This window comes from Streptomonospora wellingtoniae (assembly GCF_031845375.1).
GTDB classification, from domain to species: Bacteria; Actinomycetota; Actinomycetes; order Streptosporangiales; family Streptosporangiaceae; genus Streptomonospora; species Streptomonospora wellingtoniae.
Genome location: NZ_JAVREK010000009.1, coordinates 137,272 through 162,966 on the forward strand (window position 1 = coordinate 137,272; position 25,695 = coordinate 162,966).

Annotated in this window: 25 protein-coding genes; 14 read left to right on the plus strand and 11 right to left on the minus strand. The window is 73.4% G+C overall.

Features of this window, described 5'->3' with window-relative positions:
• Positions 1–197: 197 nt before the first annotated feature.
• The 3 genes from RM446_RS10825 to RM446_RS10835 all read left to right on the plus strand — a co-directional run bounded on the left by RM446_RS10825 (position 198) and on the right by RM446_RS10835 (position 2,393).
• Positions 198–1,163, plus strand: a complete 966-nt coding sequence (locus RM446_RS10825) for an ABC transporter ATP-binding protein (protein WP_311545083.1) — start codon at positions 198–200, stop codon at positions 1,161–1,163.
• On the plus strand, positions 1,160–2,014 hold the full coding sequence (locus RM446_RS10830) for an ABC transporter permease (protein WP_311545084.1): 855 nt from the start codon (positions 1,160–1,162) through the stop codon (positions 2,012–2,014). Before RM446_RS10825 ends, RM446_RS10830 begins: the two co-directional genes overlap by 4 nt.
• 166 nt (positions 2,015–2,180) lie before the next feature.
• Complete coding sequence (locus RM446_RS10835) at positions 2,181–2,393, plus strand: helix-turn-helix transcriptional regulator (RefSeq protein ID WP_311545142.1); 213 nt, start codon at positions 2,181–2,183, stop codon at positions 2,391–2,393.
• Positions 2,394–2,465: 72 nt separating this feature from the next.
• Here the strand turns inward: RM446_RS10835 and RM446_RS10840 are convergent, their stop codons facing one another.
• From RM446_RS10840 to RM446_RS10850, 3 genes are all read right to left on the minus strand, one after another.
• On the minus strand, positions 2,466–3,815 hold the full coding sequence (locus RM446_RS10840) for a Dyp-type peroxidase (protein ID WP_311545085.1): 1,350 nt from the start codon (positions 3,813–3,815) through the stop codon (positions 2,466–2,468).
• Positions 3,816–3,899: 84 nt separating this feature from the next.
• Positions 3,900–4,553: an SCO family protein gene (locus RM446_RS10845; protein ID WP_311545086.1), complete on the minus strand. Its 654-nt coding sequence runs from the start codon at positions 4,551–4,553 to the stop codon at positions 3,900–3,902.
• A 395-nt stretch (positions 4,554–4,948) separates the two neighbouring features.
• Positions 4,949–5,479 (minus strand): DUF1697 domain-containing protein, encoded by a 531-nt coding sequence (locus RM446_RS10850; RefSeq protein ID WP_311545087.1) that lies wholly within the window; start codon positions 5,477–5,479, stop codon positions 4,949–4,951.
• A gap of 371 nt (positions 5,480–5,850) precedes the next feature.
• Here RM446_RS10850 and RM446_RS10855 point away from each other — a divergent pair, with 371 nt between their 5' ends.
• The 5 genes from RM446_RS10855 (at position 5,851) to RM446_RS10875 (ending at position 9,113) form a co-directional block, all read left to right on the plus strand.
• Positions 5,851–6,870, plus strand: a complete 1,020-nt coding sequence (locus RM446_RS10855; RefSeq protein WP_311545088.1) for a sigma-70 family RNA polymerase sigma factor — start codon at positions 5,851–5,853, stop codon at positions 6,868–6,870.
• 94 nt (positions 6,871–6,964) lie between these two features.
• Positions 6,965–7,411, plus strand: a complete 447-nt coding sequence (locus RM446_RS10860) for a DoxX family protein (protein WP_311545089.1) — start codon at positions 6,965–6,967, stop codon at positions 7,409–7,411.
• Between the two features lie 317 nt (positions 7,412–7,728).
• On the plus strand, positions 7,729–7,932 hold the full coding sequence (locus RM446_RS10865; RefSeq protein ID WP_311545090.1) for a cold-shock protein: 204 nt from the start codon (positions 7,729–7,731) through the stop codon (positions 7,930–7,932).
• 157 nt (positions 7,933–8,089) lie between these two features.
• Entirely contained in the window at positions 8,090–8,638 is a 549-nt protein-coding gene (locus tag RM446_RS10870; RefSeq protein WP_311545091.1) for a GNAT family N-acetyltransferase, read from the plus strand.
• A 52-nt stretch (positions 8,639–8,690) separates the two neighbouring features.
• Entirely contained in the window at positions 8,691–9,113 is a 423-nt protein-coding gene (locus RM446_RS10875) for an ACT domain-containing protein (RefSeq protein ID WP_311545092.1), read from the plus strand.
• A 6-nt stretch (positions 9,114–9,119) separates the two neighbouring features.
• On the opposite strand, the gene RM446_RS10880 is transcribed toward RM446_RS10875, so the two are convergent.
• The 3 genes from RM446_RS10880 to erm all read right to left on the minus strand — a co-directional run bounded on the left by RM446_RS10880 (position 9,120) and on the right by erm (position 13,978).
• Positions 9,120–9,932, minus strand: a complete 813-nt coding sequence (locus tag RM446_RS10880) for an SWIM zinc finger family protein (RefSeq protein WP_311545093.1) — start codon at positions 9,930–9,932, stop codon at positions 9,120–9,122.
• Positions 9,929–13,018, minus strand: coding sequence for a DEAD/DEAH box helicase (locus tag RM446_RS10885; protein ID WP_311545094.1), 3,090 nt, complete (start codon positions 13,016–13,018; stop codon positions 9,929–9,931). The genes RM446_RS10880 and RM446_RS10885 overlap by 4 nt, the downstream gene beginning before the upstream one ends.
• A 96-nt stretch (positions 13,019–13,114) precedes the next feature.
• Complete coding sequence (erm, locus tag RM446_RS10890) at positions 13,115–13,978, minus strand: ErmE/ErmH/ErmO/ErmR family 23S rRNA (adenine(2058)-N(6))-methyltransferase (protein WP_311545095.1); 864 nt, start codon at positions 13,976–13,978, stop codon at positions 13,115–13,117.
• A 530-nt stretch (positions 13,979–14,508) separates the two neighbouring features.
• Between erm and RM446_RS10895 the strand changes: the two genes are divergently transcribed.
• Entirely contained in the window at positions 14,509–15,240 is a 732-nt protein-coding gene (locus tag RM446_RS10895) for a TioE family transcriptional regulator (protein ID WP_311545096.1), read from the plus strand.
• Positions 15,241–15,554: 314 nt separating this feature from the next.
• Here the strand turns inward: RM446_RS10895 and RM446_RS10900 are convergent, their stop codons facing one another.
• Positions 15,555–16,328, minus strand: a complete 774-nt coding sequence (locus RM446_RS10900) for a nucleotidyltransferase domain-containing protein (RefSeq protein ID WP_311545097.1) — start codon at positions 16,326–16,328, stop codon at positions 15,555–15,557.
• A gap of 42 nt (positions 16,329–16,370) precedes the next feature.
• Here RM446_RS10900 and RM446_RS10905 point away from each other — a divergent pair, with 42 nt between their 5' ends.
• Positions 16,371–17,129: a HipA family kinase gene (locus RM446_RS10905; RefSeq protein WP_311545098.1), complete on the plus strand. Its 759-nt coding sequence runs from the start codon at positions 16,371–16,373 to the stop codon at positions 17,127–17,129.
• Positions 17,126–17,533, plus strand: a complete 408-nt coding sequence (locus RM446_RS10910; protein ID WP_311545099.1) for a DUF3037 domain-containing protein — start codon at positions 17,126–17,128, stop codon at positions 17,531–17,533. The genes RM446_RS10905 and RM446_RS10910 overlap by 4 nt, the downstream gene beginning before the upstream one ends.
• A 177-nt stretch (positions 17,534–17,710) precedes the next feature.
• On the opposite strand, the gene RM446_RS10915 is transcribed toward RM446_RS10910, so the two are convergent.
• On the minus strand, positions 17,711–18,031 hold the full coding sequence (locus tag RM446_RS10915) for a hypothetical protein (protein ID WP_311545100.1): 321 nt from the start codon (positions 18,029–18,031) through the stop codon (positions 17,711–17,713).
• Between the two features lie 326 nt (positions 18,032–18,357).
• Here RM446_RS10915 and RM446_RS10920 point away from each other — a divergent pair, with 326 nt between their 5' ends.
• Together RM446_RS10920 and RM446_RS10925 are read left to right on the plus strand one after the other, a co-directional pair.
• Positions 18,358–19,593, plus strand: coding sequence for a multidrug effflux MFS transporter (locus tag RM446_RS10920; protein ID WP_311545143.1), 1,236 nt, complete (start codon positions 18,358–18,360; stop codon positions 19,591–19,593).
• Positions 19,594–19,854: 261 nt separating this feature from the next.
• Positions 19,855–21,687: an AMP-binding protein gene (locus RM446_RS10925; RefSeq protein ID WP_311545101.1), complete on the plus strand. Its 1,833-nt coding sequence runs from the start codon at positions 19,855–19,857 to the stop codon at positions 21,685–21,687.
• A 6-nt stretch (positions 21,688–21,693) separates the two neighbouring features.
• On the opposite strand, the gene RM446_RS10930 is transcribed toward RM446_RS10925, so the two are convergent.
• From RM446_RS10930 to RM446_RS10940, 3 genes are all read right to left on the minus strand, one after another.
• Positions 21,694–22,338 (minus strand): response regulator transcription factor, encoded by a 645-nt coding sequence (locus tag RM446_RS10930; RefSeq protein ID WP_311545102.1) that lies wholly within the window; start codon positions 22,336–22,338, stop codon positions 21,694–21,696.
• Positions 22,339–22,348: 10 nt separating this feature from the next.
• Positions 22,349–23,647 carry a sensor histidine kinase gene (locus RM446_RS10935; protein WP_311545103.1) on the minus strand — a complete coding sequence of 433 codons (1,299 nt, stop codon included), beginning with the start codon at positions 23,645–23,647 and terminating at the stop codon, positions 22,349–22,351.
• Between the two features lie 92 nt (positions 23,648–23,739).
• On the minus strand, positions 23,740–24,705 hold the full coding sequence (locus RM446_RS10940; protein ID WP_311545104.1) for a hypothetical protein: 966 nt from the start codon (positions 24,703–24,705) through the stop codon (positions 23,740–23,742).
• Positions 24,706–25,197: 492 nt separating this feature from the next.
• Here RM446_RS10940 and RM446_RS10945 point away from each other — a divergent pair, with 492 nt between their 5' ends.
• A complete protein-coding gene (locus tag RM446_RS10945) occupies positions 25,198–25,641 on the plus strand; it encodes an SMI1/KNR4 family protein (RefSeq protein ID WP_311545144.1) in 444 nt (147 codons plus the stop codon).
• Positions 25,642–25,695: the final 54 nt, after the last annotated feature.

Below are 25,695 nucleotides of genomic sequence, written 5' to 3' on the forward strand. Positions count from 1 at the left end.
CGGGGGTCGGTTTCTCGCTGCGGCGATGATGGCCGAGCCGGGCGGCCGCGACAAGCGCGCCCTCCTTTCGGCGGCGCGCATGCGCCGTCGAACACCGCAGGAGACCCCGTCCACCTGCAGGTTCTCGTACACCTTGGCAATTATGTAGTAGGAGTGCTATAAAAAGTAGTCGTTCGTATATGAGAGATAGGAGCTATATGGCCATGGTGGACGAGGACACGCGCGTCGAGGCGGCGTCCGACATCCCTGACGGCGCCGCCATCGAGGTGTCGGGACTGCGGATGCGCTACGGCGACACCGACGTGCTCTCGGGGGTGGACCTGCGCGCCCGCCGCGGCGAGGTCGTGGTGCTGCTGGGGCCCAACGGCGCGGGCAAGACCACCACAGTGGAGATCCTGGAGGGGTTCCGGGCTCGCTCGGCCGGGGAGGCGGCCGTGCTGGGCGCCGACCCCGCCGCCGGCGACGAGCGCTGGCGCGCGCGGCTGGGCGTGGTGATGCAGTCCTGGCGCGACCACGGCCGCTGGCGCGTCGACGAGCTGCTCGCGCACGTCGCCCGCTTCTACGCCCCCTACTCCGAGCCCGGCCGGCCCCGGCCGCGCCCCGTCGGCGAGCTGCTGGAGACCGTCGGGCTGACCGACTGCGCCCGCCGCAGGGTCAACGCCCTCTCCGGCGGCCAGCGGCGCCGCCTCGACGTCGCCATCGGCATCGTCGGCCGCCCCGAGGTGCTGTTCCTGGACGAGCCCACCGCCGGATTCGACCCCGAAGCCCGCCGCGACTTCCACGACCTGGTCCACGGCCTGGCCGACGAGAACACCACGGTGCTGTTGACCACCCACGACCTCGACGAGGCCGAGAAGCTGGCCGACCGCATCCTCGTCCTGGCCGGCGGCCGAGTGGTGGCCGAGGGGACCGCCGATCAGCTCGCCGCCCAGGTGCCCGCCGACGCCGAGGTCAAATGGACCCGCGGCGGGCAGCGGTTCGTGCACTCCACCCCCGACGCCACCGCATTCCTGCGCGGACTGCTGGCCGATGCCGGCGACGAGGTCGCCAGCATCGAAGTGCGCCGCGCCAGCCTGGAGGACGCCTACATGACACTGGTACACCGCCACGAGACCGGCGACGCCCGCGCGGCCGCCTCGGCGTTCGCGGAGGAGGTCCGATGAACACCCCCGCCATGACCGCCCTCCGCGCCGGGCTCACCCGGGGCGTGACGGAGTTTCGCCACACATTGACCAGCAAGGACGACCTGTTCAGCCACTTCGGCATGATCATCGTCTTCGTGGCGGTGTCGCTGCTGATGCGCGGTCAGCACGTCGACGGAACCGATGTGCCCATCGCCAACATGTGGATGCCGGGCCTGATGGGCCTGACCGTGAGCATCAGCGGCCTGCTGACCGTCGCCTCGGTGCTGGCCACCGAGCGCGAGGACGGCACGCTGCTGCGGGCCAAGGCCGTGCCCAAGGGGATGGTCGGCTACCTGGTGGGCAAGGCGGTGCATATCGTGCTGGTTACGGCCGCGCTCGTCGCCGTGCTGGTCGCCCTGGCGGTGGTGCTCCTCGACGACTTCACCATGGGCGGCCCCCTCGGCTGGGCGACGGTCGCCTGGGTCACGGTCCTGGGGCTGCTCGCGACGGCTCCCCTGGGGGCGATCGCGGGCTCGCTCATCACCAACCCGCGGGCGGTGATGTCGGTGCTCATGCTCCCGTTCATGGCGGTGATGGGCGTCTCCGGCGTCTTCTACCAGGCCGGCTCGCTGCCCGAGTGGATGCAGTGGATCGCCCAGGCTCTGCCGCTGTACTGGATCGCGCTGGGTATGCGCTCGGCGTTCCTGCCCGACTCGATGCTGGCCGTGGAGATCGTGCAGTCGTGGCGCTTGGACCAGGCAGCCCTGGTGCTCGCCGCGTGGGCCGTCGCGGGGTTCCTGGTGGCCGTGCCCGTCCTGCGCCGCATGGCCCGGCGCCAGTCCGGTGCCCGCGTCGAAGCCGGCCGCCGGAGGGCGATGCAGCGTGGCTGAGGTGCGCGGAGCCGAGGATTCCCCGGTGTCGGGGACCGAGGAGGAGCGGGTCGCAGAGGAGGCGGGCACCGCCGAAGAGGCCCCCGGCCGCCGCTCCGGACGGCGCAGCGGCGGCGGAGGGCGCCCCGGCGGCGGCGCCGGCGGGGGAGGGGCCGAGTCCGAGCGGATCCACAACCGCATCGCGGTCCTGCGCGCCGAACGCGGCGTCTCGCGCCGCCGGCTCGCCGACGCACTGGGCGTGCACTACCAGACCGTGGGCTACCTGGAGCGCGGCGAGTACAACCCCAGCCTCCACCTGGCGCTGCGCCTCGCGAAGTACTTCGAGGTCCCCGTCGAGGTCGTGTTCTCCACCGAACCCTTCCCCCGCATCGGAGGCTGACCCGGACCGCGCCGGGGGCCCGGACCTCCGGCGCGGCGCGCCCTCCGGCTCCGGACACGCCGCCGGCGCGGCCTAGGATTCCAGCAGGTCCTGGCCGATGTAGCCGCCGTTCCGCGCCGCCGGAGGCACCGCGAACAGGGCGCTGCCCTCGTGGCGGGTGTACTCGTTGAGCGCGTCGCCCGCCTCGGCCAGGTTCTGCTGCACCGCGACGAACCCGCGGGCCGGGTCGGCCTGCCAGGCCATGAAGAGCAGGCCCGCGTCGCGGGTGCCGTCGCCGCGCCAGCCCTCGTCGAAGCTGTAGCCGCGCCGCAGCATGCGCGCGCCCAGGTTGTTCTGCGGGCTCGCCAGGCGGATGTGGGCGTGCTCGGGGATGCGGGGGCGGCCCTCGGCGTCCCTGGCAGTCAGGTCGACCTCGGCGCCGGCGCCTTGCTGGCCGAGCGGGGCGCCGGTGGGAAGGTCGCGACCGATCACGCGCTCGCGGTGGCCGGAGTCCTCGCCGAACCAGTCGTCCAGCAGCATCCGGATGCGGCGGACGACCACGTAGCTGCCGCCCGCCATCCACGCCGGCCCGGCGGCCCGGCCCACCTGCACGGTCCTCTGCAGCAGCGAGCTTTCCCGCGCGGGGTTGTTGGTCCCGTCGATCTGGCCCATCAGGTTGCGGGGTGTGGCCCCCGGGTCCTCGGCGGCCGCGGCGGTGCGCCGGAACCCGCGCACCGCCCAGCGCACGCGCACCCGTGCGCCCGCCCGGCCCAGCAGGTGCTGCACGGCCGCGGCGGCCACGACCGGGTCCTCCGCGCCGACCTGCAGCAGCAGATCGCCGCCGCACCACTCCTGTTGCAGCGCGTCGGTGGAGAACGACGGGAGATCGGCCATCGCCTCGGGCCGGGCGTCCTGCAACCCGGCGGCCGCGAGCAGCGATCCGCCCAGGCCCGCGGTCACGCCCAGCGACGCCGGCAGCAGACCGGCCGAGGGAGCGCCGGGCAGCACGGCGGCCGGCCCCTCCTCGCGCAGCCGGTCGGCGGCAGCGGTCCACGCCCGCAGCACCTCCGCCGCCCGCTCGCGGGATTCCGCGGCCGAGCCGCCGCCCTCGCCTCCCCCGCCGGGCGAATCCGCCAGATCGAGTGCGAGCACGTGGGCGAAGGCGGGCGGCGTCCCGGTGATCCCGGGCTGGAGCCGACCGGGCCCGCTCGCGGGGGCGTGCGCACCGGACATCCGCAGCCGCGGCGCCGCCGCGGTATCAGCGGCGGTGTCCGCGCGCGGCGCCAGCACCTCGCCGGCGCCCAGACCGGTCCCGGCACCGATGAGCGCGGCGGCACCCACGCGCGCCAGCAGCCCGCGCCGCGATACGCCGCCGGAGTGCGGTCCCTCCTTCGGCGCTCCCTGCGGCGTGCCGGTGTTGTGCCCGGACTCGCCTTCGCTCATGGCCTGCCGTGCTCCTCGCCTACCGCCGTGCGTCTCCGCTGCCCGGTGCACCCCGCCACCGGTCCGCGCCGGGCGGCGGGAGACTCACAGCCGCTCCTCGGCCAACCCGGGCAGCACGTCGCTCATCTTCCCGGGCGCGGTCCCCTCGTCGAAGAAGCCCACGGCGGCGCCCTCGCCGTCGAGCACGGCCACGCGGCCGCCGTGGCTGACCTGGTAGTCCCCGTCGGTCGTCTCCGGCTTCTCGACGGGGATGCCGTAGGCCCGGGCGGCCTCGACGACCTCGTCGATGGGTCCGCGAACGCCGGTGAACTCCGGGTTGAACGCGTTGAGCCAGGCGCGCAGCTGCACATCGGTGTCGCGCTCGGGATCGGTACTGACCATGACGACGTCGAAGTCCTCGGCGGCGCCGCCCATCCGCTGCAGCGCGGCGTCGATGTCGGCCATGGTGGTGGGGCACACGTCCGGGCAGCTGGTGTAGCCGAAGTAGAGCAGCGTCAGACGGTCCCCGGCGACGTCGCCGAACGCCCACGGCTCGCCCCGTGCGGTGGAGAACTCGTACTGAGGCGCGGGCATCGCGGTCTCCGACACCTCCAGGAAGGGGCCCTCGCGCTGTTGGGTGCCCTGCTTGCCCTGCGCCTGCTGGCCTGTTCCGCAGCCCGCGACCGCGATCACGGCCGCCGCCGCGACCGCCGCCGCCCCGAGCCCGCAGCGGCGGACGCCGCCCTGCCGCTCGCTCATCTTCAGGTCCACTCCTCTACCGTCTGGCCTTGGACCGGCGCCGCGGGGCACACGCCGCACGCCCGGCGCCGCGGCACCCGCGCATCCCGGCAGCTGGCCCGAAGCGCCGGATGAGCGCCGCACTCGCGCGCAGCGACCGGAGAAACCGCAGCCCAGCGGGTTCCGCCGATGCGGATCCGCGGGCACGCACGTCTCGGAGCAGACGCTACCGCCGCCTTCGGGCACCCGTGATCCGGGGTCGGCCTCCTCCTCCCGGCGCAGCCGGGAGGTCCGCCGTGCAGGCCCGACACACCCGGCCTCGCGCCGCCGGCGGTGCTCACGGCGCGCTCGCGCCCGGCCGCCGGAGCCCAGGCCGCCGACTGGGTCCCGCTGCGCCCCGCCGCCTCCCGGGCGCGTCAGGCGCCGGCGAGATCCAGCAGCCGGGTGGTGGTGTTCCAGTTGCGGACGGTGACCGGGGCGGGAAGATAGCGGTCCAGGAGCGGCGCCAGCTTGGCCCGGCCCAGGCCGTCGGGGAAGTACAGGTACACCTCGCGATCGCCCGGGACCAGCTCCTCAGGCGCGTAGGCGGCGCTGTCGAGGGCCGCCAGGCGCTCCCGGTCGACGGGGGAGTCCAGGAAAGCCACCGCGCACTTGGCCGGGTCGCGCACCGGGAACGGGATGCCGTCGACGACGCGCCGCAGGTCGGCGGCGCTGCGCACGATCACCGCGACCGACACCCCCAGTTCGTCGGCGAGCGCCCCCTCGATCGCGGTCCCGAGCGCGCGGGGGTCGGCCTCGGCGGCGCCGAAGACGGCGTTGCCGCTCTGCAGCAGCGTCGCGGTTCCGGTGTAGCCCAGCCCGTCCAGCAGCGCGCGCAGGTCGGCCATGCGGACCTTGTTGCGACCGCCCACGTTGATCCCCCTCAGCAGGGCCGCGTACGTGCCCACCGAATCCTCCCGTCCTCGGTTCCCTCCGCCGCCCGTCGGCGGCAGGAGGGGCAGCCTATCGACCGGGTGTGACGACCGTCCGTGGCCGCGCTGCCGCACCGCATATGAATCTACGATGTAAAGGTCGTTTTTTCGGTAACCCTTTGACCAATACACCTGCCGCTCGCGCCACGCAGGCGGCCCCATCCACCCGCACCGCAGGCGCTCACGCTTCCGAACACGCCGGCGGAAGCGGCCGCGGGGCCGCAGCCGCCGGTATTGTCACACCCTCCGGCTAGCGTGAGGATGGTCATAGCTACAGCGGAGACCGCGCGGCCCACCGCCTGCGCCGGCGGTGGGCCGCGCGTTCGGCTCTCTCCTAGGGACCAGTGATGAGCGATCTCACCGCCACATCCGGCAAGGACCCCGCCGCGGCGGGCGAGGACGTCGAGCACAAGCTCGAGTCCTACCGCGTCGAACTCACCGGCTACTGCTACCGGATGCTGGGTTCCGCCTTCGAGGCCGAGGACGCGGTCCAGGAGGCGATGGTGCGGGCCTGGCGCAGCATCGACCGCTTCGAAGGGCGCTCCTCGCTCCGGTCGTGGCTCTACCGCATCGCCACCAACACCTGCGTGGACATCCTCAACGGCCGATCGCGTCGCGCGCGGCCGGTGGACATGGGGCCCGCCCAGGGCACCGACGCCGTGCTGGGTCCCGCCCACCCCGAGAACACCTGGGTCGAGCCGTTCCCGGACAGCCGCGCACTGCCCGCCCTCGACGACCCCGCCGAGCAGGTGGCGCTGCGCGACACGGTGCGGCTGGCGTTCGTGGCCGCGCTCCAGCACCTGGCCCCGCGCCAGCGGGCGGTGCTGATCCTGCGCGAGGTCCTGGCCTGGCGGGCCCAGGAGGTCGCCGACCTGCTCGACACCACTGTCGCCTCGGTCAACAGCGCACTGCAGCGCGCGCGGGCCACCATGGCCGCGGTCGGCGACGCCGATACCACGGACCCGCTGCGGCCCGACGACGCCGCCCAGCAGGCGCTGCTGAAGCGCTACGTCGACGCCTTCGAGCACTACGACCTCGACGCGTTGGCCGCACTGCTGCGCGAGGACGCCGCCATGTCGATGCCGCCCTACGCGCTGTGGCTACAGGGCACCCGCGCTATCGCCGCCTGGATGACCGGCCCCGGCCACGGCTGCCGGGGTTCCCGGCTGGTCCCGGTCGCCGCGAACGGCACGGGTGCCTTCGGCCAGTACCGGCCCGGCGGCCCCGGCGGGACCTTCGAGCCGTGGGCCCTGCAGGTCGTCGAGACCTCGGGCGACAGCATCGTGGGCATCACCAACTACCTCGACACCGAGCGGATGTTCCCGCTGTTCGGTCTGCCCGACCGCCTCGGCCCGCAGCCGGCTTGACCCCCGCCCGCCGCAGCGCCGCTCGCGGCGGCGATGAGTCCGGAGGGCCGGCGCGGTCCACCCCTGCGACGCCCCGTCGATCCAGGAGGTCCCGATGTCCGAGCCGGTCCGCACACCGCCGGGGTCCGAGCCCGCCGCCCCGGCCGCCCGGCCGCGCCGCGCGGTCCACATCGCGCTGTGGGTGCTGCAGGTCCTCACCGGCCTGTTCTTCGTGTTCGCCAGCGCCGTACCCAAGCTCACGGCGTCGCCCTACGCCCTCGACACCTTCGAGGGGATGGGAGCCGGTGCGTGGCTGATGTACACGGTGGGCGTCCTGGAGCTCGCCGGCGGTATCGCCCTGATGGTCCCGGTTCTGGCGGCGCTCGCGGGCCTGTGCTTCATCGGGCTGATGATCGGCGCGTTCATCGTCCAGATGAGCTACTTCGGCGGTGAGAACGCGGCCACCCCGGTGATCCTCGGTGCCGTGGCCGCCCTCATCGCGTGGGGGAGGCGGCGCAGCCTCGGCGACCTCGCCCGGCTGGTGGGAGGCCGGCGCCGCTGAGATCGTGCGGCGGTGACCGGAGCGCCCAGCGCCAACGCGCGCCCGCTCCGGTGTCCGCTGTCCGCACGCTCGGCGCTCGCGGGCGGCGTCCAGGCCGCCGCTGCCGCCCGGCGTGACACAGCACACTCCCCATGCCCCCCGGGCGGGTGCTAATCTGGGCCCCGGGTTGCAGCAGTCTTGATTTCGCATGATCCACGTACGATCGCCCGCGGAGTTTTTGACCAGCGGGCGTTTTTCATTCCTGAGAAAGGTTCCGCGGCACCCCCAGACGCCGCAGGGTGCGGGTCTGGACCGATCTCGGAATGGAGAGATCCGCCATGGCGCAGGGAACCGTGAAGTGGTTCAACAGCGAAAAGGGCTTCGGCTTCATCCAGCAGGACGCCGGCGGCCCGGACGTCTTCGTCCACTACAGCAACATCGCGGGCAACGGCTTCCGCAACCTTGAGGAGAACCAGCGCGTCGAGTTCGACGTCACGCAGAGCCCCAAGGGTCCGCAGGCCGAGAACGTCCAGGGCCTCTGAGTCCTGGCGGCATAAGCACGCGGTCGGGGGCCGCGCCGGGTGACCGGCGCGGCCCCCGTTTCGTGTGCGCGGCCCCGCGGCGCACGGACGGCCCCGTGCCCGCCTCCGTGGCGCGGCGCACGGTCGCGATGAGGCGGTCTTGGTTAGCATGCCCGATATGACCCCGAGCCTTGAGCTGCACACCGAGCGGTTGACGATCCGCGACTGGACCACCGACGACGCCGAAGCGGCCCTGCGGATCTACGGCGCCGGGGAAGTCGCACGCTGGCTGACACCGGAGATGCGCACCGTCCGCGACGCCGAGGCCATGCGCTCGGTGCTGCACGCCTGGGTCGAGGCCCAGCCCAACTTCGTTCCGCCGGCCGGACGCTGGGCGATCGTGCGCAGCGGTGACGGCGAGCTGATCGGCGGCCTTTCGCTGCGCCTGCTACCGCCCTTCGAAGAGGACTTCGAGCTCAACTGGCAGCTTCGCCCCGACGCGTGGGGCAACGGGTACGCCACCGAGGCCGGCGTCGCCGCCATCCGGTGGGCCTTCGCCCAGGGCATCGAAGAGCTGTTCGCCGTCGCCCGCCCCAAGAACACGCGCGCCATCGCCACCGCGCGCAGGCTGGGCATGGAATGGGTCGGCGAGACCGAGAAGTACTACAACACCCGCCTGCAGGCGTTCCGGATCCGCCCCGCCGACACCCCCGACCGGCCGCGCTGACCCCCGCACCACTCCCCGGTGGCGCCGCCCGCCCCCACGGAGAGGAATCGGCATGACCGACGCCGCCCCCGCCCCCGAACGCGACCTCGGCCGCATGCTGGCCGGTCTGGAGCCGCAGCTGCGGCCCGGCACCTACGTCTTCGCCCGCGCTGACACGCTGCCCCCCGGACTGCGTCCGGTGGTCACGGTCGCCGAGGACGAAGGGCTGACCGTGGTCTGCACCCGCGACGAGGCGGAGACCGCCGGGCTCCGGCACGGCTTCGCCGCCGCGTGGATCACGCTGCTCGTGCATTCGGCGCTGGACGCTGTCGGTCTGACCGGCGCGGTCTCGGCGGCCCTCGCCGAGGCCGGGCTGGCGTGCAACGTGGTCGCCGGCTACCACCACGACCACCTGTTCGTGCCGACCGGGCAGGGGGAGCGGGCCGTCGAGGTGCTGCATGCGCTCTCGGCCGGCGCTGCGGGATCCGCCGGCTGAGGCGCCTCAGCGCCCGTCGCGCTCTCGGCCCGGCGAGCGGGCCATGCGTTCGTACAGCGGCGCGAGCAGCGCCACCAGGTCGTCCGTGCCCTCATCGGGACCGGAACCGCCGCCGGCCGCGGGCGGCGGTTCGGCCAGGCCGGTGGCGGGCCTCGTGGCGTCAGGACCCGGCGGCTCCGGCAGCGCCGGGGCGCGCCAGAAGTCCCCGGGCCCCCGGAGCGGTTCCGGGTCGGCTACGCCGGGCGGCTCGGGTTCGGCGCACGCCGCCGCCGGGTCCTCGGGAAGGGCCGGGGTGCGGGCGTGGCGCCGCAGATCCGCGAGCAGTTCGCCGCGCGGACGGCCCCGCCACTCGACCAGCAGCAGCGGCTTCGCGGCCAGCGTCTCGGCCAGCGCGTACACCGCGGCCGCGGCGTGTTTGCACGGGTCCCCCCAGTCGGGGCACGAGCAGCTCAGCACCAGATCGTTCAGGCCGCTTGGCAGCAGCCGCAGTCCCATGACGCCGAAGACGCGCTCCAGCTCCTGGGGGAAGGCGCCCGCCAGCAGTGCGGCGCGGAAGACCGGTTGGGTGCCCAGCGCCCCCGCCAGCGCCGCCCACTCGCCGGGGGCGAGCACCGGGATGATGACGCTGACCAGGTAGGGGCGCGCCCGCGAGCCCTGCACCCGCGCCGTCGCCTCGCCCGGCCGGACCTTCACCGCGGACACCGCGCCCCGGTCGGCGTAGCCGCGCCCGCGCTCGAGGCGGGCCGGGTCGCCGTCGCGCTCCACCGCCTCGCGCAAGCGGTGCGCCACCCACTCCGCGCGCCCTCGCGCCGCGGTCACGGGCCCACCGCCTCGGGCGCCAGGCGCACGACCTCGCGCAGCCGGGCGGTGGAGAGATCGCCGAGCCAGTCCTCGCCGGTGCCCACGGCCGTTGCGGCCAGCCGCCGCTTGCGTTCGATCATCCCGTCGATCCGCTCCTCCAGGGTTCCCATGCACACGAGCTTGCGGACCTGCACGTCGCGGCGCTGTCCGATGCGGAACGCGCGGTCGGTCGCCTGGTCCTCCACCGCGGGGTTCCACCACCGGTCGATGTGCAGCACGTGGTTGGCGGCGGTGAGGTTCAGCCCAGTGCCGGCGGCCTTCAGCGACAGCAGCAGCACCAGGGCCCGCGGGCTGGTCTGGAACCGCCGGGTGATCTCCTCGCGTTCGGCGCGCGCGGTGCCGCCGTGCAGCCACAGCACCTCACAGCCCAGGCGCTCGGCCAGGTAGGGGGCCAGCCGCGCGCCCAGCGCGGTGTACTGGGTGAAGCAGAGCGCCTTGTCGCCCGCGGCCAGCGCGTGCTCCAGCAGCTCCCGCAGGCGCTCCAGCTTGCCCGAGCGCCCCGCCAGCGGCGACCCGTCGCCGAGGAACTGGGCCGGGTGGTTGCAGATCTGCTTCAGGCGCGCCATCGCGGCCAGCACCACGCCCTTGCGCCGGATGCCCTCGGCGTCGGCCAGGCGCTCGGTCATGTCGTCCACGGCGGCCTGGTAAAGGCTGGCCTGCTCGGGCGTCAGGGTGCACCACGCGCGGCTCTCCAGCTTCTCCGGCAGGTCGGAGATGATCGCCTTGTCGGTCTTGAGCCGGCGCAGGATGAAGGGGCCGGTGATGCGCCGCAGGTGCGCCGCGCTGTCGTCGCCGGCATCCGGCTCGGCTGCACCGCCGGCGGCCGCTGCGGCCCGCTCCACCCGCGCGGCGATGCCGTCGCGGAACGCCTGCTGGGATCCGAGCAGGCCCGGGTTGGCGAACTCCATCACCGACCACAGTTCGTCCAGGTTGTTCTCGACCGGGGTACCCGTCAGGGCGATGCGCGTGCGCGCCGGAAGCCGCCGCACCGCCGCGGCCTGGCGGGTGCCGGAGTTCTTCAGCGCCTGGGCCTCGTCGCAGACCACGCGGTGCCAGGGCATGGCGGCGAGTTCGTCGGCGTCGCGCAGCACCGTGCCGTAGGTCGTCACCACCAGGTCGGCCGTGCCCGCGGCGCGGGCCAGCGCGTTTCCGCGCAGGCGAGCGGGACCGTGGTGGAGGTGCACCGCCAGCGCGGGGGCGAACCCGGCGCTCTCGCGCTGCCAGTTGCCCACCAGCGAGACCGGGCAGACCAGCAGCGTCGGACCCGGGCGCTCGGCATTGCCGGCACGCCGCTCGTCGGCCAGCACAGCCAGCAGCTGCACTGTCTTTCCCAGCCCCATGTCGTCGGCCAGTACCGCGCCCAGGCCCAGCTCGCCGAGGAAGCGAAGCCACGCGGCGCCGCGGCTCTGGTACGGGCGCAGCTTGCCGGTGAATCCCTCGGGCGGCTCCAGCGGCGCCATGCAGGCGTCGGTCTCGGCGCTGAGCAGCTCTCCCAGGGCGCCGTCGGCGTCGACCCCGGCCAGCGGCAGGGGAGCGGCGGTCGGTGACACGAGCAGGCGCAGCGCGTCCTCGCGGCGCATGGTGCCGCTGCCGCGCCGGCGCAGGTAGGCCAGCGCGGTGCGCAGGTGGCCGGGGTCGACCTCGACCCAGCGTCCGCGCAACCGCACCAGCGGCTGTTTGAGGCGGGCCAGCTCGGCGAGCTCGGCGGTGTCGACGCGCTCGCCGTCGCAGACGGCCTCCAGGGAGAAGTCCAGCAGGTCGGAGGCGCCGATGCCGCCCCCGCCCGGGCGTTCGCGGGCGGTCAGGTGCAGCGCGAGGGACGTGCGGCCCGACCACTCGGGCAGCACCACGGCGAACCCGCCGGAGCTCAGCCGCGGGGCGGTGTCGCGGATGAAGGAGTGCGCCCGGGCGGTGTCGAGCGTCAGCGCGGCCGGCGCAGGCTCGGCCAGGACCTCGCGCAGGGCGGGGTAGAAGCGCGCGGCCCGGTCGAGGTCGGCGAGCATGTCCGACTCGACGCCGAGCGGCAGGCGGTCGGCGCCCTCGCCCAGCCACAGCGCCGACAGGGAGACCTGGAGGCTGGGATCGGCGCCGGACTGCACCCAGAACTCGACCCGCCACTCCTCGCGGCCCGGCGCACCCGCTCCGTCCGCGGGGTCGGGTTCGACCAGGCGGAACACCAGCCGGGCCGCGGCGGCCTCGCGCTGGGCCGCGGTGTGCCAGGCGCTCAGCCGGGCGGCCAGGTCGCGGTCGGCGGCGCTGTCGGGTTGCAACCGGTAGTCGCCGCCGGTGAGCGCTGCACTCAGCCGCTGACCGCCGGGCTCGGCCGGTCCCGCCAGCCGGATCCGGGCACGGGCGTCCAGCAGGTCGGCCAAGGCCCGGTAGACCGTGCTGCGCCCAGGCCGGGACTCGTCGGCGGCCGACGGTGGCAGTGCCGCAACCAGCGCGCCGAAGTGCTCGGTGCCGGCCCTGGTGAGCACCGGCCGCCAGAGCGCCCGCGGGGGTTCGCCCACCAGGCGCGGCAGCAGGTGGCCGCCCTCCAGCAGGCGTTCGGCGAAGGCGTCGACGGCGGCGAGGTGGGCGAAGCCCGGGCCGGCGGCGACCGTCTCGTCGGCGGCGGGCACGCCGCCCGCCGCGGCCGAGCGCAGGGCCGCCAGCAACGGGGGGGCGTGCGTGGCGGGCACATGCAATCGGGGCACCCGCCAGGTGCCCCATTCCGCCGCCTCGTCCTCGCCGGCTGCGCCGGGTGGGAGGGCACGCCGCCGCTGCATGTCGGAGGCCCTGGAGCGCAGCGGAGCGCCGCCCGACGCGGGCAGGCGCAGCTTCCCCTCACCGGTGCCGCAGTCGGCCGCCCCGGCGCCGTCGGCGAGTGCGGCCACGGCCGCGCGCAGACGCTGCGCCGATGCGGCGAAGGGGTGGTCGGGTGCCGCGGATGCGGGGCGCCCCGCGGCGGCGGGGGAGGGGCCGGCGTCGTCCTCGGCCCACAGCAGGGCACCGGCCCGGCGGCCGGGCTCCGCGGCCTGCCACCGGCCATGCAGGATCAGCACGCCCGCCCCCTCCCTACGCGTTCAGCCACGGCAGACGCTACCCCGCGGGTGTGACGGACCCGGCACGCGCGGCGGCGCGCCGGGTCGGCCGCGGGGTCAGGTGAGGCGGGCGTGCAGGAGGACCCACCGGTCGGGGGAGACGTCGGCGACGAGCGCCGAGCGCGCGACCCCGGCGGCCGAGAGCGCGGAGTCCACCCGCCGCGCGGGATGGGCGCGCAGCAGCGAGGCCCGCAGGCTGCCCCCGACACCGGAGAAGCCCAGGTCCACCAGCTCCCGGTAGGAGTCCAGCTCGCCCCGCCCCACCAGCGGCCAGGGACGGCGCACCAGCCGCAGGATCGCCGAGTCGACGCCGGGCACCGGCCGGAAGCGGTCGCGCGGAACACGTCCGGCGCTGGACCAGGCGATCAGGGGCCAGGTGTGGACGGTAAGCCTGCTCCAGCGCCCGAAGCCGCCGGTGCGCTTGCGCGCGTACTCCAGCTGCGTGATCAGCGTGGCCGACAGCAGGGCGGGCGGTCTGCCGCCCGTGCCGGAGCCGGCCGGCACCCCCGCCGCCTCCAGGCACCAGCGGACGATGCCGGCCGTTGCGGAGTAGGGGATGTTGCCCACCACGTGGAACGGTTCCCGGGGCGGCTGGGCGCGGCGGAAGTCGGCCCTGACGACGCGCACCGCCGGTGCGAACCGCGCGCGCAGCGTCTCGGCCAGGTGCGGGTCGATCTCGTAGGCGGTGAGCCGGCCGCAGGCCGGCGCGAGGTACCGGGTCAGCATCCCTGCTCCGGCGCCGGGCTCGACGACGTCGTCGCCGGGGCCGACACCGGAGGCGCGCACGACGCGGCGGGCGACGGCGGTGTCGGTGAGGAAGTTCTGCGAGTAGGTGCGGCGGCGCTGCCGCGCGGAGGCGGTGCCGGATTCGCGGCGCTGGTTGTCGGCGCCGCCCGTTCGTGCATGCCGGTTTCGTGTCATGGGGCGTTCCGCTCCTGCCGGCCCCGGGCCGGCGGACGGGACGGGCGGCGGGCACAGCACCGAACGGCCGCAGGGCGGCGGTGAGCGCGGGGGCCGGGCCGCCCGTCCGATGGAGATCAGGACAGGTGGCGGGCCCCGGACCGGGATGCGGAGGCGGAGAAGGCGCGCGCGTGCGCGCCGGCGCGGCGCTTTGCAAGCGCGGCGGCGAAGGGCTCGGCGGTCGCTCAGCCGAGCGTGTGTGCCGACCGGTCCGGGGAGGGGGACCGGCGGGGACGGCGTACGAGCAGCGCCGCGGACCGCCGGACCATGCTCCGGCGGTCGAAGATCGCGTGGAAGGCTCCCATAGTGGGTGTGAGGCTATGCGCGGGCTCGGCAGCGGCGCAACGGGTTTTCACTGAAGAAATCTACGTTGTAAAGGTGGTCGTTCCGGTGCGTACCACCTCCCCTTCGTCCGCCGGCGGAGCCGTTGCCCTTGCCTCAGCGGTATCCTTCGACTCCCATTGAAACTCGGCCGCAGTTTCGGCAGGAATATGGCACACAACTCTCCAACCGGGAGTCGGCTCAGGCCGGTCGATCTGGCGCGCGGGCACGGCCTGTCCACGCAGGCGGTCCGCAACTACGAGGACGACGGCATCCTCCCGGCCGCCGCTCGCACGCACAGCGGCTACCGCGTCTACACCCCGTTGCACGCGCAGGCGCTGCGCGCGTTCCTCGCACTGGCGCGGGGGCACGGCCGCCAGACGGCGGCGTCGGTCATGCGGGCGGTCAACGAGGATGCGGCCGATGAGGCGTTCCGCCTCGTCGATGAGAGCCACGCTCAGCTGCTCGACGACCGCTCGACCCTCCAGGCCGTGGAGGGCGCCCTGCGCGACCTGGAGCGCATCGCGGCGCCCGGAACGGATGCGGCCCCCGGGCGGGGCGGCACGTTCATCGGGCCGCTTGCCAACAGGCTCGGAATCCGGCCCGCGACGCTGCGCCAGTGGGAGCGCGCCGGACTGGTGCGCCCGCGCCGCGACCCGCTGACCGGGTACCGCGTCTACGACGAGGCCGATGTTCGCGACGCCCGGCTGGTCCGCCAGCTCAGAAGGGGCGGCTACCGGCTGGAGCAGATCGTCCCACTGATCGGGCGGGTGCGGTCGGCGGGCGGGCTCGCGCCGCTGGAGGCCACGCTGCGCGACTGGCACGGCCGGTTGTCTGCCCGCGGGCGGGCGATGCTGGCTGGGGCGGCCGAGCTGGAGGAGTATCTTCACCGACTCGGCTGAATCCCGGTCCTCGGCCGAGGGGAGCGGCTCGCCCGAGGGCGGGGCGCAGGGTGCCGGGGAGTGCGGGGCCGGAGGCGGACGCCGCTGAGCGGACTGGGTAGGGAGCCGAACAGGACGAGGTCGGCCGGGCGAGCTGCGCAGTCTCGCCGGACCGGCGTGCGCCTGTAAGAATCTACGTTGTAAAGGTGGTCGTCTGTTCTACACCAGCCCGCCACTCGACACGAAATATGGAGCGGCTGCGCCGCACCCCTTCAGCGGGCGGGTGCAAACGCTCTTCGCCGGGCGACCTGGGTGCTCCGGCTCGCTTGGTTTGTTCAGCCGATCGCTTCGGTGACAGTCTTCTCCAGGAGCTGGTTGGCGGCGTCGACGGCCGCCATGAGGGTGGCGGGCTCGGTGTCGAGCCCGCCGAGGACGTTGTCGACGTGGCGCAGGCCGGCGCGTTCGAGCAGGCGCTTCTCGTTGGTGACCCACGTGGAGCGGGCGGCCATCACCGCGTGCGCCGCCTGGATGGCCGCGGTCGCGACGGCACCCGCGGTCCCGGTCAGGTTGCCGCGCTCGGCGTAGGCGCTGCGCGCGTAGGCGAGCTCGAACTTGGCCTGGGTCCACCAGCGCTCGGGGGCCAGGCGGCGCAGTTGCTCGGGGAACTCCGGACGCGGGAGTTCGCCGTGCAGGACTTCGTCGAGGGCGAGTTCGGCGACGACGAGGTAGGTCGGGATCCCGGCGCGGTGGAATGGCAGGAGCTCGATGTCGAAGCGCCCTTTGCGGGCCTCGGCGATGCGGTATTCGACGTCGTCGAGGTCGCGGAAGTGGATGTCGACGTTTCGCCCGTCGATCTCCAGCCAGGCGCCGCCGTTGAACACGCCGCCTCCCCAACCGCCGATCTCGGAGACCTCGCCCGGCCAGCCGACGGCGCGCAGGTCCTCGGGGTCGAAGCGGTGGCGGTAGTAGACGGCGAAATCCCAGTCGCTGTCGGTGGTGTGGGTCCCGGTGGCCCGGGAGCCGCCGAGTGCCACAGCCTGGACGCCGTTGATCTCGGCCAGGGTTTGGGAGACGTGCTCGCTGAATTCGGTGTCGTCGCTGAGCGGCATGCGTGAAACGGTATCGCGGACGCGTCCTCATATGCTGACGGGGTGCTAGAGGAGATTTCGGCGACGCGGTATGTGCTTCCTCTTCGGGAGGGCGGTTCGCTTCCCGGACTGGTGGAGGCGGACGACTGCGGTATGTACGTGGTGAAGTTCGTGGGGGCGGGGCAGGGCCGGAAGTCGCTGGTCGCGGAGGTGATCGCGGGGGAGTTGGCGCGGGCGCTGGGGCTGCCGGTTCCGGTGCTGGCCGTGGTTCGGGTGGATGCGGTGATCGGGCGCAGTGAGCCCGATCCCGAGGTGCAGGAGTTGTTGAAGGCCAGCGGCGGATTGAACCTGGGTATGGATTTCCTGCCGGGTTCGGTCGGCTTCGATCCTCTGGTGTTCGAGGTGGATCCGGTGTTCGCGGGCCGGGTGCTCTGGTTCGACGCGTTGGTCGGGAATGTGGACCGGACGTGGCGGAATCCGAACATGCTCGTGTGGCATGGGAGGCCGTATCTGATCGATCACGGTGCGACGTTGATCTTCCATCACAACTGGCGCGATTCGGGGCGGGCGGTATCGCGGCCTTATGACGCGGGTGATCACGTGATGCTGCCGGTGGGGCCGGATATTGCGGCGGCGGATGCAGAGTTGGCGCCGGCGGTTACCGAAGAGTTGTTGCGTGGTGTTGTGGGTTTGATTCCGGACGACTGGTTGGTTGACGAGCCGGGTTTCGGTTCGGCTGCGGAGGTGCGGGACGCGTATGTGGCCCACCTGCTGGCGCGGGTGGGCGGCGAGCGTTCGTGGCTTCCGGAGGTGCCGCGGTGAGCGGCGGGGCGCCGGGCGTGCTGGTGGATCGGGACGTGTTCGAGTATGCGCTGGTGCGCGTGGTTCCGCGGTTGGAGCGGGGTGAGCAGGTCAACGCGGGGGTGATCGTGTACTGCCGCGCGCAGCGGTTCCTGGGTGCGCGGTGCGTGCTGGACGAGGGGCGGTTGCGGGCGCTGGATCCGGGTGTGGATGTGACGGGTGTGGCGCGGGCGCTGGAGGCGGTTGAGCTGGTGTGCCGGGGCGGCGCCGGTGCCGGGCCGGCGCGGGACGAGGACTCGGGGCGGCGGTTCCGGTGGTTGACGGCCCCGCGGAGCACGATCGTGCAGCCGGGTGCGATCCATACGGGCTTGACGCGTGACCCGGCGGGTGAGCTGGAGCGTCTGGTGGAGCGGTTGGTGCTGTGAGGCCCCGGGCGGGGTGGCCGGGCGTGCCTGTTCGTGGAGGGCGGGCGCGGTGCGGGGTCGGTCGCCGCTGCGAGTGGGCGTCGCTGCCCGTCGCCGGGCTGAGCCGGTGGACCTGGGGCGGGGTGGCCTGCGGTTCTGCGACGTGGCGGCCGGTCGGCCTTCCTGTCGGCGTGGTGGTCAGGCGTCGAGTTCGGTGGCGGCGACGGCGTGCACGGGCGGCTCCTGGATGCCGAGCTCTTGTGCGATGGCCGGGACCTCGGGGTCTGCGAGGAACTCCTCGTAGTCCTGCGGGTCCCAGTCGAAGAGGGACCACACCCGGTGCGCGTCGTCGGGGTCGAAGTAGGCGCGGGCGCCCCGGCAGCCGTGTTCCCGTCGTTTCTCGGCGCCGGTGGTCTCGAAGACTTCCAGGAAGCGTTCGGGGTCGGTGACCCGGGCGACGGTGACGATCATTGCCTGCTCCTCTGTGGCGGTGGGCGGCTTGTCGCCGGTGGTCGGCACTATAGAACCTCGACTTCGGTTGTGGTCAATGGGTGGGGGCGGTCGTCGAGGGGTCCGTGGGGCGGGTGGTTGCCGGCGGGTGGGACGCGCTACGCGCTTTTAGTTAGGCTAACTAAGCAATCCGGGTGAGGGAGTTCACGCCGGATCGGCCCGTGCGGTCTGCGGTGGGGGGATGAGCCGGGCGGGGGTCGGCGTTGGTTTTATGTGGTGGCGTGTCGGCGCGGCGCCGCGGTATGACTCGATGAATGGTCGGGTCGTCGGATGGGTTGGAGGGTCGTTTGGTGTCGCAGAGCCGGTTATCCGCGGAGCCGAGTTCGGCGGGATGGCTGCGCCGGGAGTCGGGACGCATACCGCGCCGGTCCTTCGCGCTGCTGGTGCTGGTGCTGGGCACGCTGACGGCCACGGGGCCGCTGGCGACGGATCTGTACCTGCCGGCGTTTCCCGACATCGCGCGGGAGTTGGATGCTCCGCAGGCGCAGATCCAGTTGACGCTGACGGCGATCATGCTGGGCCTGTCGCTGGGTCAGTTGGTGATCGGGCCGCTGAGCGATGCGGTGGGGCGGCGCCGGCCGCTGCTGGTCGGGTTCGCGCTGTTCACGGTGGCGTCGTTCGCGTGTGCGCTGGTGCCGTCGGCGCCGGCGCTGGTGGCGCTGCGGTTCGTGCAGGGTGTGGCGGGGGCTTCGGGTGCGGTGATTGCGCGTGCGGTGGTGCGCGACGTGTTCGAGGGCGACGAGGCGGCGCGGTTCTTCTCGCGGCTGATGCTGGTGACGGGGTTGGCTCCGCTGCTGGGGCCGGTGCTGGGTGCGCAGTTGCTGCGGTTCGGGCCGTGGCAGGTGAGTTTCGTGCTGCTCGGTGCGGTGTCGCTGGTGAGTCTGGTGGTGGTGTTCTTCGCGCTGCCGGAGACGCTGCCGGGGTCGGTGCGGCGCCCGTTCCGGGTGGTGTCGCTGGCGCGGACGGTGTGGTCGCTGGTGCGCGACGTGCGGTTCGTGGGTCCGGCGCTGACGCTGGGGCTGGCTTTCGCGATGATGTTCACCTATGTGTCGTCGTTCTCGTTCGTGTCGCAGAGCCAGTTCGGGGCGTCGCAGCAGGCGTTCGCGCTGATGTTCGGGATCAACACGGCGGGGTTGATGGCCGGGACGCAGGTGAACGGGTTCCTGATCGGCCGGGTGGATACGTCGCGGCGGTTGGCAGCGGGGTTGTGCGGTGCGCTGCTGGCGGTGGGGGTGCTGGGTGCGCTGGCGCTGGGCGGTGTGTCGGGCCCGTGGGCGCTGGTGGCGTTGACGTCGGTGTTCTGCGTGATGATGTTCAGTGTGGGGTTCGTGCTGCCGAATGCGACGACGCTGGCGATCTCGTCGCAGTCGCCGGCGGTGGCGGGTACGGCGTCGGCGCTGATGGGGTCGCTGCAGTTCGCGTTGGGCGGCGGGCTGTCGTCGTTGGCGGGGTGGACGGCTTCGGGTGAGGCGAGTCTGGCGAGTATGGCCGTGGTGATGGGGTCGGTGGGGTTGCTGGCCGGTGGGGTGTTCGCGGTGTCGGCGCGGTGGGCGGTGCGACCTGCGTCCTGAGGTGGGATGACGCGGTGATGGGGGGCCTCGGTCGGTAGTCGGCCGGGGCCTCTTCGTGTGGGCGGGCAGGGTAGCGGAGGGCGGGTGAATTGGCGGGTTGCCGTGTGGTGAGGGTTGCGTGCACAGTAGGGCACGCTCGCACGAGGCGCGCACGCTCGGGGTGGTCTCGCCGGTTCCCCCACCGGCTGTGAGGAGTGGTCGTTGATGGCGGGGTCGTCGGATGGTGCTGTCGGGCGGGTGCGGCTCCGCCGTCTGGGCGATGTGCCGTATCACTGGGCTGATGGTCCCGGGCGCGACGAGGTCCTGCTGGGGGTGGACGGTGAGGGTGCGGCGTGGAGTGCGCTGTCGAGCCGGGAGTTCTCGTCGCAGGTGGCGGCGGTGTCCAAGGGCCTGATCGGGGTCGGTGTGGGTGCGGGCGACCGGGTCGTGGTGGTGGCGCGTCCGGGGGTGGAGTGCGCGCTGGTGGTGTTGGCGGCCTGGGTGGTGCGGGCGGTTGTGGTGTGTGTGGCGCCGCAGGCGTCGCGGGAGCGGTTGTCGTATGTGCTGCGTGACTGCGATCCGGCGGCGGTGGTGCTGGAGGACGGCGTGCATGCGGGTGTGGTGGCGGCGCTGGGGCGCGAACTGACGGATCTGGTGCGGGTGTGGCGGTTGGACGAGGGCGGTCTGGAGGGGATCGCGCGTCCGGGCGCGTACATGGATTCCACGGCGGTGCGGTTCCGGCGTGAGGAGCAGGCGGAGTCGGATGTGGCGGCTCTGGTGTATCCGATGAGCACGGCGGTGCGCGTGCGGGGTGTGGTGTTGACGCACGGGGGTGTGCTGGCGGCGGCGGAGTCGCTGGTGGAGCGATTCGCTTCGGCGGGTGAGGTGCGGGGGCGGAGTGATGGCGGTCCGGGCCGGGTGCTGATGGAGCTGGGCTTGTGGGAGCCGGGGGCGCTTGCGGGTCTGGTGGCGTGTGCGCTGGTGCGTGCGCCGGTGGGGTTCGTGGGTCGGGGGCCGCGGATGCGTCGGCAGATGCGGGAGTTCGCGCCGCGGGTGCTGGTGTGCCGGCCGTGGTTGGTGGAGCGGGTGATGGCGGCGGTGCGGTCGTCGGCTCCGCCGAACGGCTGGGACCAGGTGGACCGGTTCAAGGTGGCGGTGGATCTGGCGGTGGAGTTCGATCGGGCGCAGCGCAAGGGTGCGCTGCGGCGGGTGTCGCGAGCGATGTACGAGTGGGTGTACGGCCGGGTGCGTGAGGCGTTGGGCGGTCGCGTGCGGCTGGTGGTGTGCGGGGGCGGTCTGTCGGAGGAGCTGGACGGGTTCTTCAACGGTGCGGGGGTCCCGCTGGTGCAGGTGTGGGGGGTTCCCGAGGTCGGTGGGGTCGCGGCGGCGGGGTCGGTGGAGCATCGTCGTGCGGGGACGGCGGGGCGTGCGCTGTCGGGGGTGTCGGTGCAGCCCTCGGGTGAGGGTGAGTTGTGTGTGCGGGGGCCGCAGTTGTTCGCGGGCTATTGGGGTGATGAGCCGGCGGGGCGGAGTGCGGTGTGGGAGGGGTGGTTGGCCTCGGGGGTGGCCGGTGACCTGGACGATGCGGGGTTCGTCGTGGTGGGTCGGCGGTTGCGTGCGCAGGCGACGTATGAGCGGGTGCGGGCGCGTGAGGCGGCTGCGTTGGTCGCGGCTGCTCCGGCCGCCTCGGCCGGGGGTGCCCGGGAGGTGGACCATGTGGGGCTGTGGGAGCAGCGGGCGTGTGCGCATCCGCTGGTGTCGCAGGCGATGGTGGTCTGGCGGGGGCGCCCGTATGCGAGTGCGCTGGTGACGTTGGCGGCCGACCAGGCGGAGTACTGGCGGTTGGTGAACAACCGGCCGTTGTCGATGACGCGGGCGGAGTTGGCGGCCGATGCGGACCTGGGGGCGGAGGTGCGGTCGGCGGTGGTGGCGGCCAACCAGGCGGTGCCGGTGGAGTGGGCGGTGCGGGCTTTTCACGTGCTGGCGGAGGAGTTCACGGTGTCGGGCGGGCTGGTGCTGGGTGACGGGAGTCTGCGGCGCGACGCGGTGCTGCGGGCGTTCGCTGAGGAGATCGAGGGGTTGTACCGCAGCCGTGAGGCGCAGCGGGGCGAGTGAGCGGGGCTACTGGTTGAGGTAGGCGAGCACGGCGCGGACGCGGCGGCTGTCGTCGGTGGAGGGCGGCAGGTCGAGTTTGGTGAAGATGCTGTTGATGTGCTTGCTGACGGCTTTTTCGGTGATGAAGAGGCGGCCGGCGATGGCGGAGTTGGAGCGTCCTTCGGCCATTTCGGCGAGGACTTCGCGTTCGCGGGCGGTGAGTTGGGCGAGGGGGCTGGCGTCGGTGTGTTTGGCCAGTAGTTGGGAGATGACGGCGGGGTCCATGGCGGTGCCGCCGGCGGCGACGCGGTTGATGGCGTCGAGGAACTGGCTGATGTCGAAGACGCGGTCTTTGAGGAGGTAGCCGACGGCGCCGCGGTCGTCGGAGAGCAGTTCGCGGGCGTAGAGCTGTTCGACGTGCTGGGAGAGCACGAGGATGGGCAGGCCGGGCAGGCTCTGGCGGGCGCTGATGGCGGCTTGGAGTCCTTCGTCGGTGAAGGTGGGGGGCAGGCGCACGTCGACGACGGCGACGTCGGGGCGGTGTTGGGTGAGGGCTTTGTGCAGGTCGGGTCCGTTGTCGACGGCGGCGACGACGGTGCAGTCGTGTGCTTCGAGCAGGCGGATGAGTCCGTCGCGGAGCAGGGCGAGGTCTTCGGCGATGACGACGCGCACGGCGGGGTCCTTACGGGTGCGGGTGGGGGAGGTCGGGTTCGGCGGTCGGGGCGGGTGCGGGGGTGCCGTGGTCGAGTGAGCACGGCAGTTCCATGGTGACGATGGTGGGTCCGCCGGCGGGGCTGGTGGTGTTCATGGTGCCATCGAATGCGGAGAGGCGGCGGCGGATGCCGGTGAGGCCGGTGCCGGCTTGGGGTTGGAGGCCGCCGCTGCCGTCGTCGCCGACGGTGATGACGAGGCGGTCGTGGCCGTGGTTGATGCGGATCCAGGCGCGGGTGGCGGCGGCGTGTTTGGCGGTGTTGGTGAGGAGTTCGGCGACGGCGAAGTAGGCGGCGGACTCGACGGGGCCGGGGGGTCGGCCGGGAAGGTCGATGTCGACGGTGATGGGGATGTGGTGGGTGAGGGCGAGGGCGCGGACGGCGCCGTCGAGTCCGCGTTCGACGAGGACGGGCGGGTGGATGCCGCGGACGAGGTCGCGGAGTTCGGTGAGGGCTTGGCGGGTGGTTTCGCGGGCTTCGGCGAGCAGGGTCTGGGCGGTGCGGGGGTCGTGGGTGAGCATCTCTTCGGCCAGGCCCAGGCTCATGCCGAGGGCGACGAGGCGGGCTTGGGCTCCGTCGTGGAGGTCGCGTTCGATGCGGCGGACTTCGGAGGCCTGGGCGTCGATGGTGTGGGCGCGGCTGGTGGCGAGGTGGGCGACGCGGGCGGTGAGGCGGTCGTGTTCGGTGGGGGCGAGGAGGCGGCGGTTGAGGCGGGCGTAGGTGTGGATGGCGGCGGGGGTGAGGAGGTAGGCGAGGGTGAGCAGGAGTGCGCCGGTGATGAGGGAGGGCCAGGCTTCGGCTTGGGTGGTGACGGGTTGGAGTGCGTAGATGCTGGGGTCGTAGCGCCAGGTGTAGGTGTGGGCGAGGGCGAGGGCGGCGTGGGTGAGCAGGACGGAGGGCAGGGCGGCGAGGGCGAGGCCGGCGGTGCTGTTGGCGGCGAGCCAGGTGTAGTCGCGGCGGGTGGCGGGGTCGCGGAGCAGGGTGGTGATCTGGGTGGTCAGGCGGGTGTCGGGCAGGGGCCGGTAGGCGGGGGCGGGCACGGCGCCTTGGGTGAGCAGGTGGGCGAGGATGCGGCGGTGGGTGTTGGCGTGGCCGCGCAGCAGCCGGGTGAGGGCGGCGAGGAGGGGCACGCCGACCCAGATGGCCGAGAGTGCGGCGGCGACCAGGCTGAGGGCGAGGAGTAGGACCCCGGCTAGGGCGTGTGCTGTGAGCAGCGGTGACCACACCAGCAGGGTGAGTCGGGTGTGGGGCCGGTAGTGGGGTCGGGCCATGGCGGGTCCTTCGGGGCGGTGCGGTGGCGGGTGGGGCCTCCTTCCATTGTGGCGTGCGGCGGGTGCGGGTGTCGGTGGTGCGCGGGTGTGTGTCAGCGCCAGCGCATGTCGGAGGCGTAGGGCAGCCGCGGGGTGGGGGCGGGTGCGTGGTTGTCGAGGGCGTCGCGCAGCTGGGTCCAGGATTGGCGGGGGGTGTTGTGGGTGCGGGTGCAGCCGCCGCGTTGGGTGCAGGCGGTGTGTTGGGACAGAGCGCCGGCGGCGCGCAGGGGCTGGTCGTGGTGGCGGAGGCCCCAGGCGGAGACGTTGGCCCATTGGCGGGCTTGGATGCCGTCGGTGCGGTAGATCTGGGGCAGGGCGTGGACGGTAGGGGCGGCGCCGGTGGCGAGGTAGTGGATGTCGGCGAGGGTCCAGCCGTTGTTGCAGGTGGTGGAGGTGTGTCCGGGGGTGGGGCAGCCGCCGGCGGAGTTGGCGGCGTAGAGGCGCCGGTCGGTGGCGGCGGTGTAGGCGGCGGCCCAGGCGCGGGCCCAGGCGGGGCCGGACCAGGAGGGTTCGGCGTCGATGGCGCCGGTGACGGTGAGGTGGTCGGTGTCGGCGCGGTCGGCGGCGGTGTCGACGATGCGGGCCCATTGGCGGCCAGCGCGGCGGCCGGGGATGCGGCCGTCGTTCTTGTTGTTGACGCCCAGGGCGAGCTGGGTTGTGGTGTCGGAGTCGTTGCAGCGGGTGAATCCGGCGGAGTAGGCGGCGGCGATGTCGATGGTGTCGCCGATGGGGATGCGGGGTGTGGTGGTCTGGGCGGTGGTGCCGGGGTGGCGGAGCCGGTCGGGGTGTTCCTGGGTGCCGAGGAAGAGGATGCGTAGGCCGTTCTGGCCGGTGGATGCGGCGGCGCAGCCGATGTCGTGGGCGTGGTCGGTGTCGTCGGGGGTGCCGGTGGCGGTGATGTAGTGGCTGGTGGTGTGGCCGGGGTAGTCGGGTCGGGCGTGGGCGGCGGTGGGGGTGGCGGCGAGGGTGAGTGCGGCGGCGGCGGTGGTGAGGGCGCGCAGGGCGGGTGTGGTGGTCACGGGCTCTCCTGGCTGGTCGCGGACCTTGTCAGGTCTATTGAGCCGCGTGGTGGGGTGGTGGGGCACGCACCCTGCGAAGGCGGGCGTTTTCGGGACGACCTGGGACGATGCGGGGCGATGCGGTCGGATGGGGTGGGTGGGCGATGCGCGGGGGCAGGGGGCGGGGCCGGGCATGCGAAGCGCCCCCGCGCCCGCCGGTGGGCGGGCGCGGAGGCGCCGGTGTGTTGGTGCGCGGGAGCCGGTGCGGCGGTCGCCTCACGGCGCGGGGCACAACGCGGCTCCGGTGTCCGCCCGCGTGCGGCGCGCAGGGCGCCGAGCGGACGCGGTATTCCGCGAAGGCGTTGTATGGAGCCCGGGGGACACTTTCTACCGCACCGGCTCCCGCAGTGTGTGTAACGGCGGTGGGGTGCGGTGGTATTCCGGCGGGCGGGATCGGGGGACGAATCGGGGGACTCGCGGGCTCCGGTTTCCCGTGCAATGCCGCAACCTGTGATGATTCTGGGTGTGTGGCGTGAACTGATCGTGGAGCTGTACCCCATGGCCGAGCCGGCCGCGCCGGCGGACGCGGCGACCGTCGCCCTGATCGAGAAGGAGTTGGGGCTGCCGGTGCCGTTCGAGCTGGCGTCGTTCTTCGCCGAGTGCGACGGGGTGTGCAACGAGTACGGCGACGCGGTGGTGTGGCCGGTGCAGCGGGTGGTGGAGGACAACCTGGCGATGCGGGCCGAGCCGGACTACGTGGAGTTGTATGCGCCGTTCCACGATCTGGTGTTCTTCGGTGACAGCGACGTGGGGCCGCAGTTCGCCTGGGTGCACACCGACTACGGGCCGGCGGTCGTGGTGTGGGACCACGAGACGGATCGGCGGCGGCTGGTGGCGGTGTCGCTGCGCGACTATCTGGTGCGGTGTCTGGGCGGGGGCGGCGGGTGGTGGCGGTGAGGCGGGCCCGCTGAGCTGCGGCGTTGGGGGTGGGGGGTGGCGCTGCGGTCACGC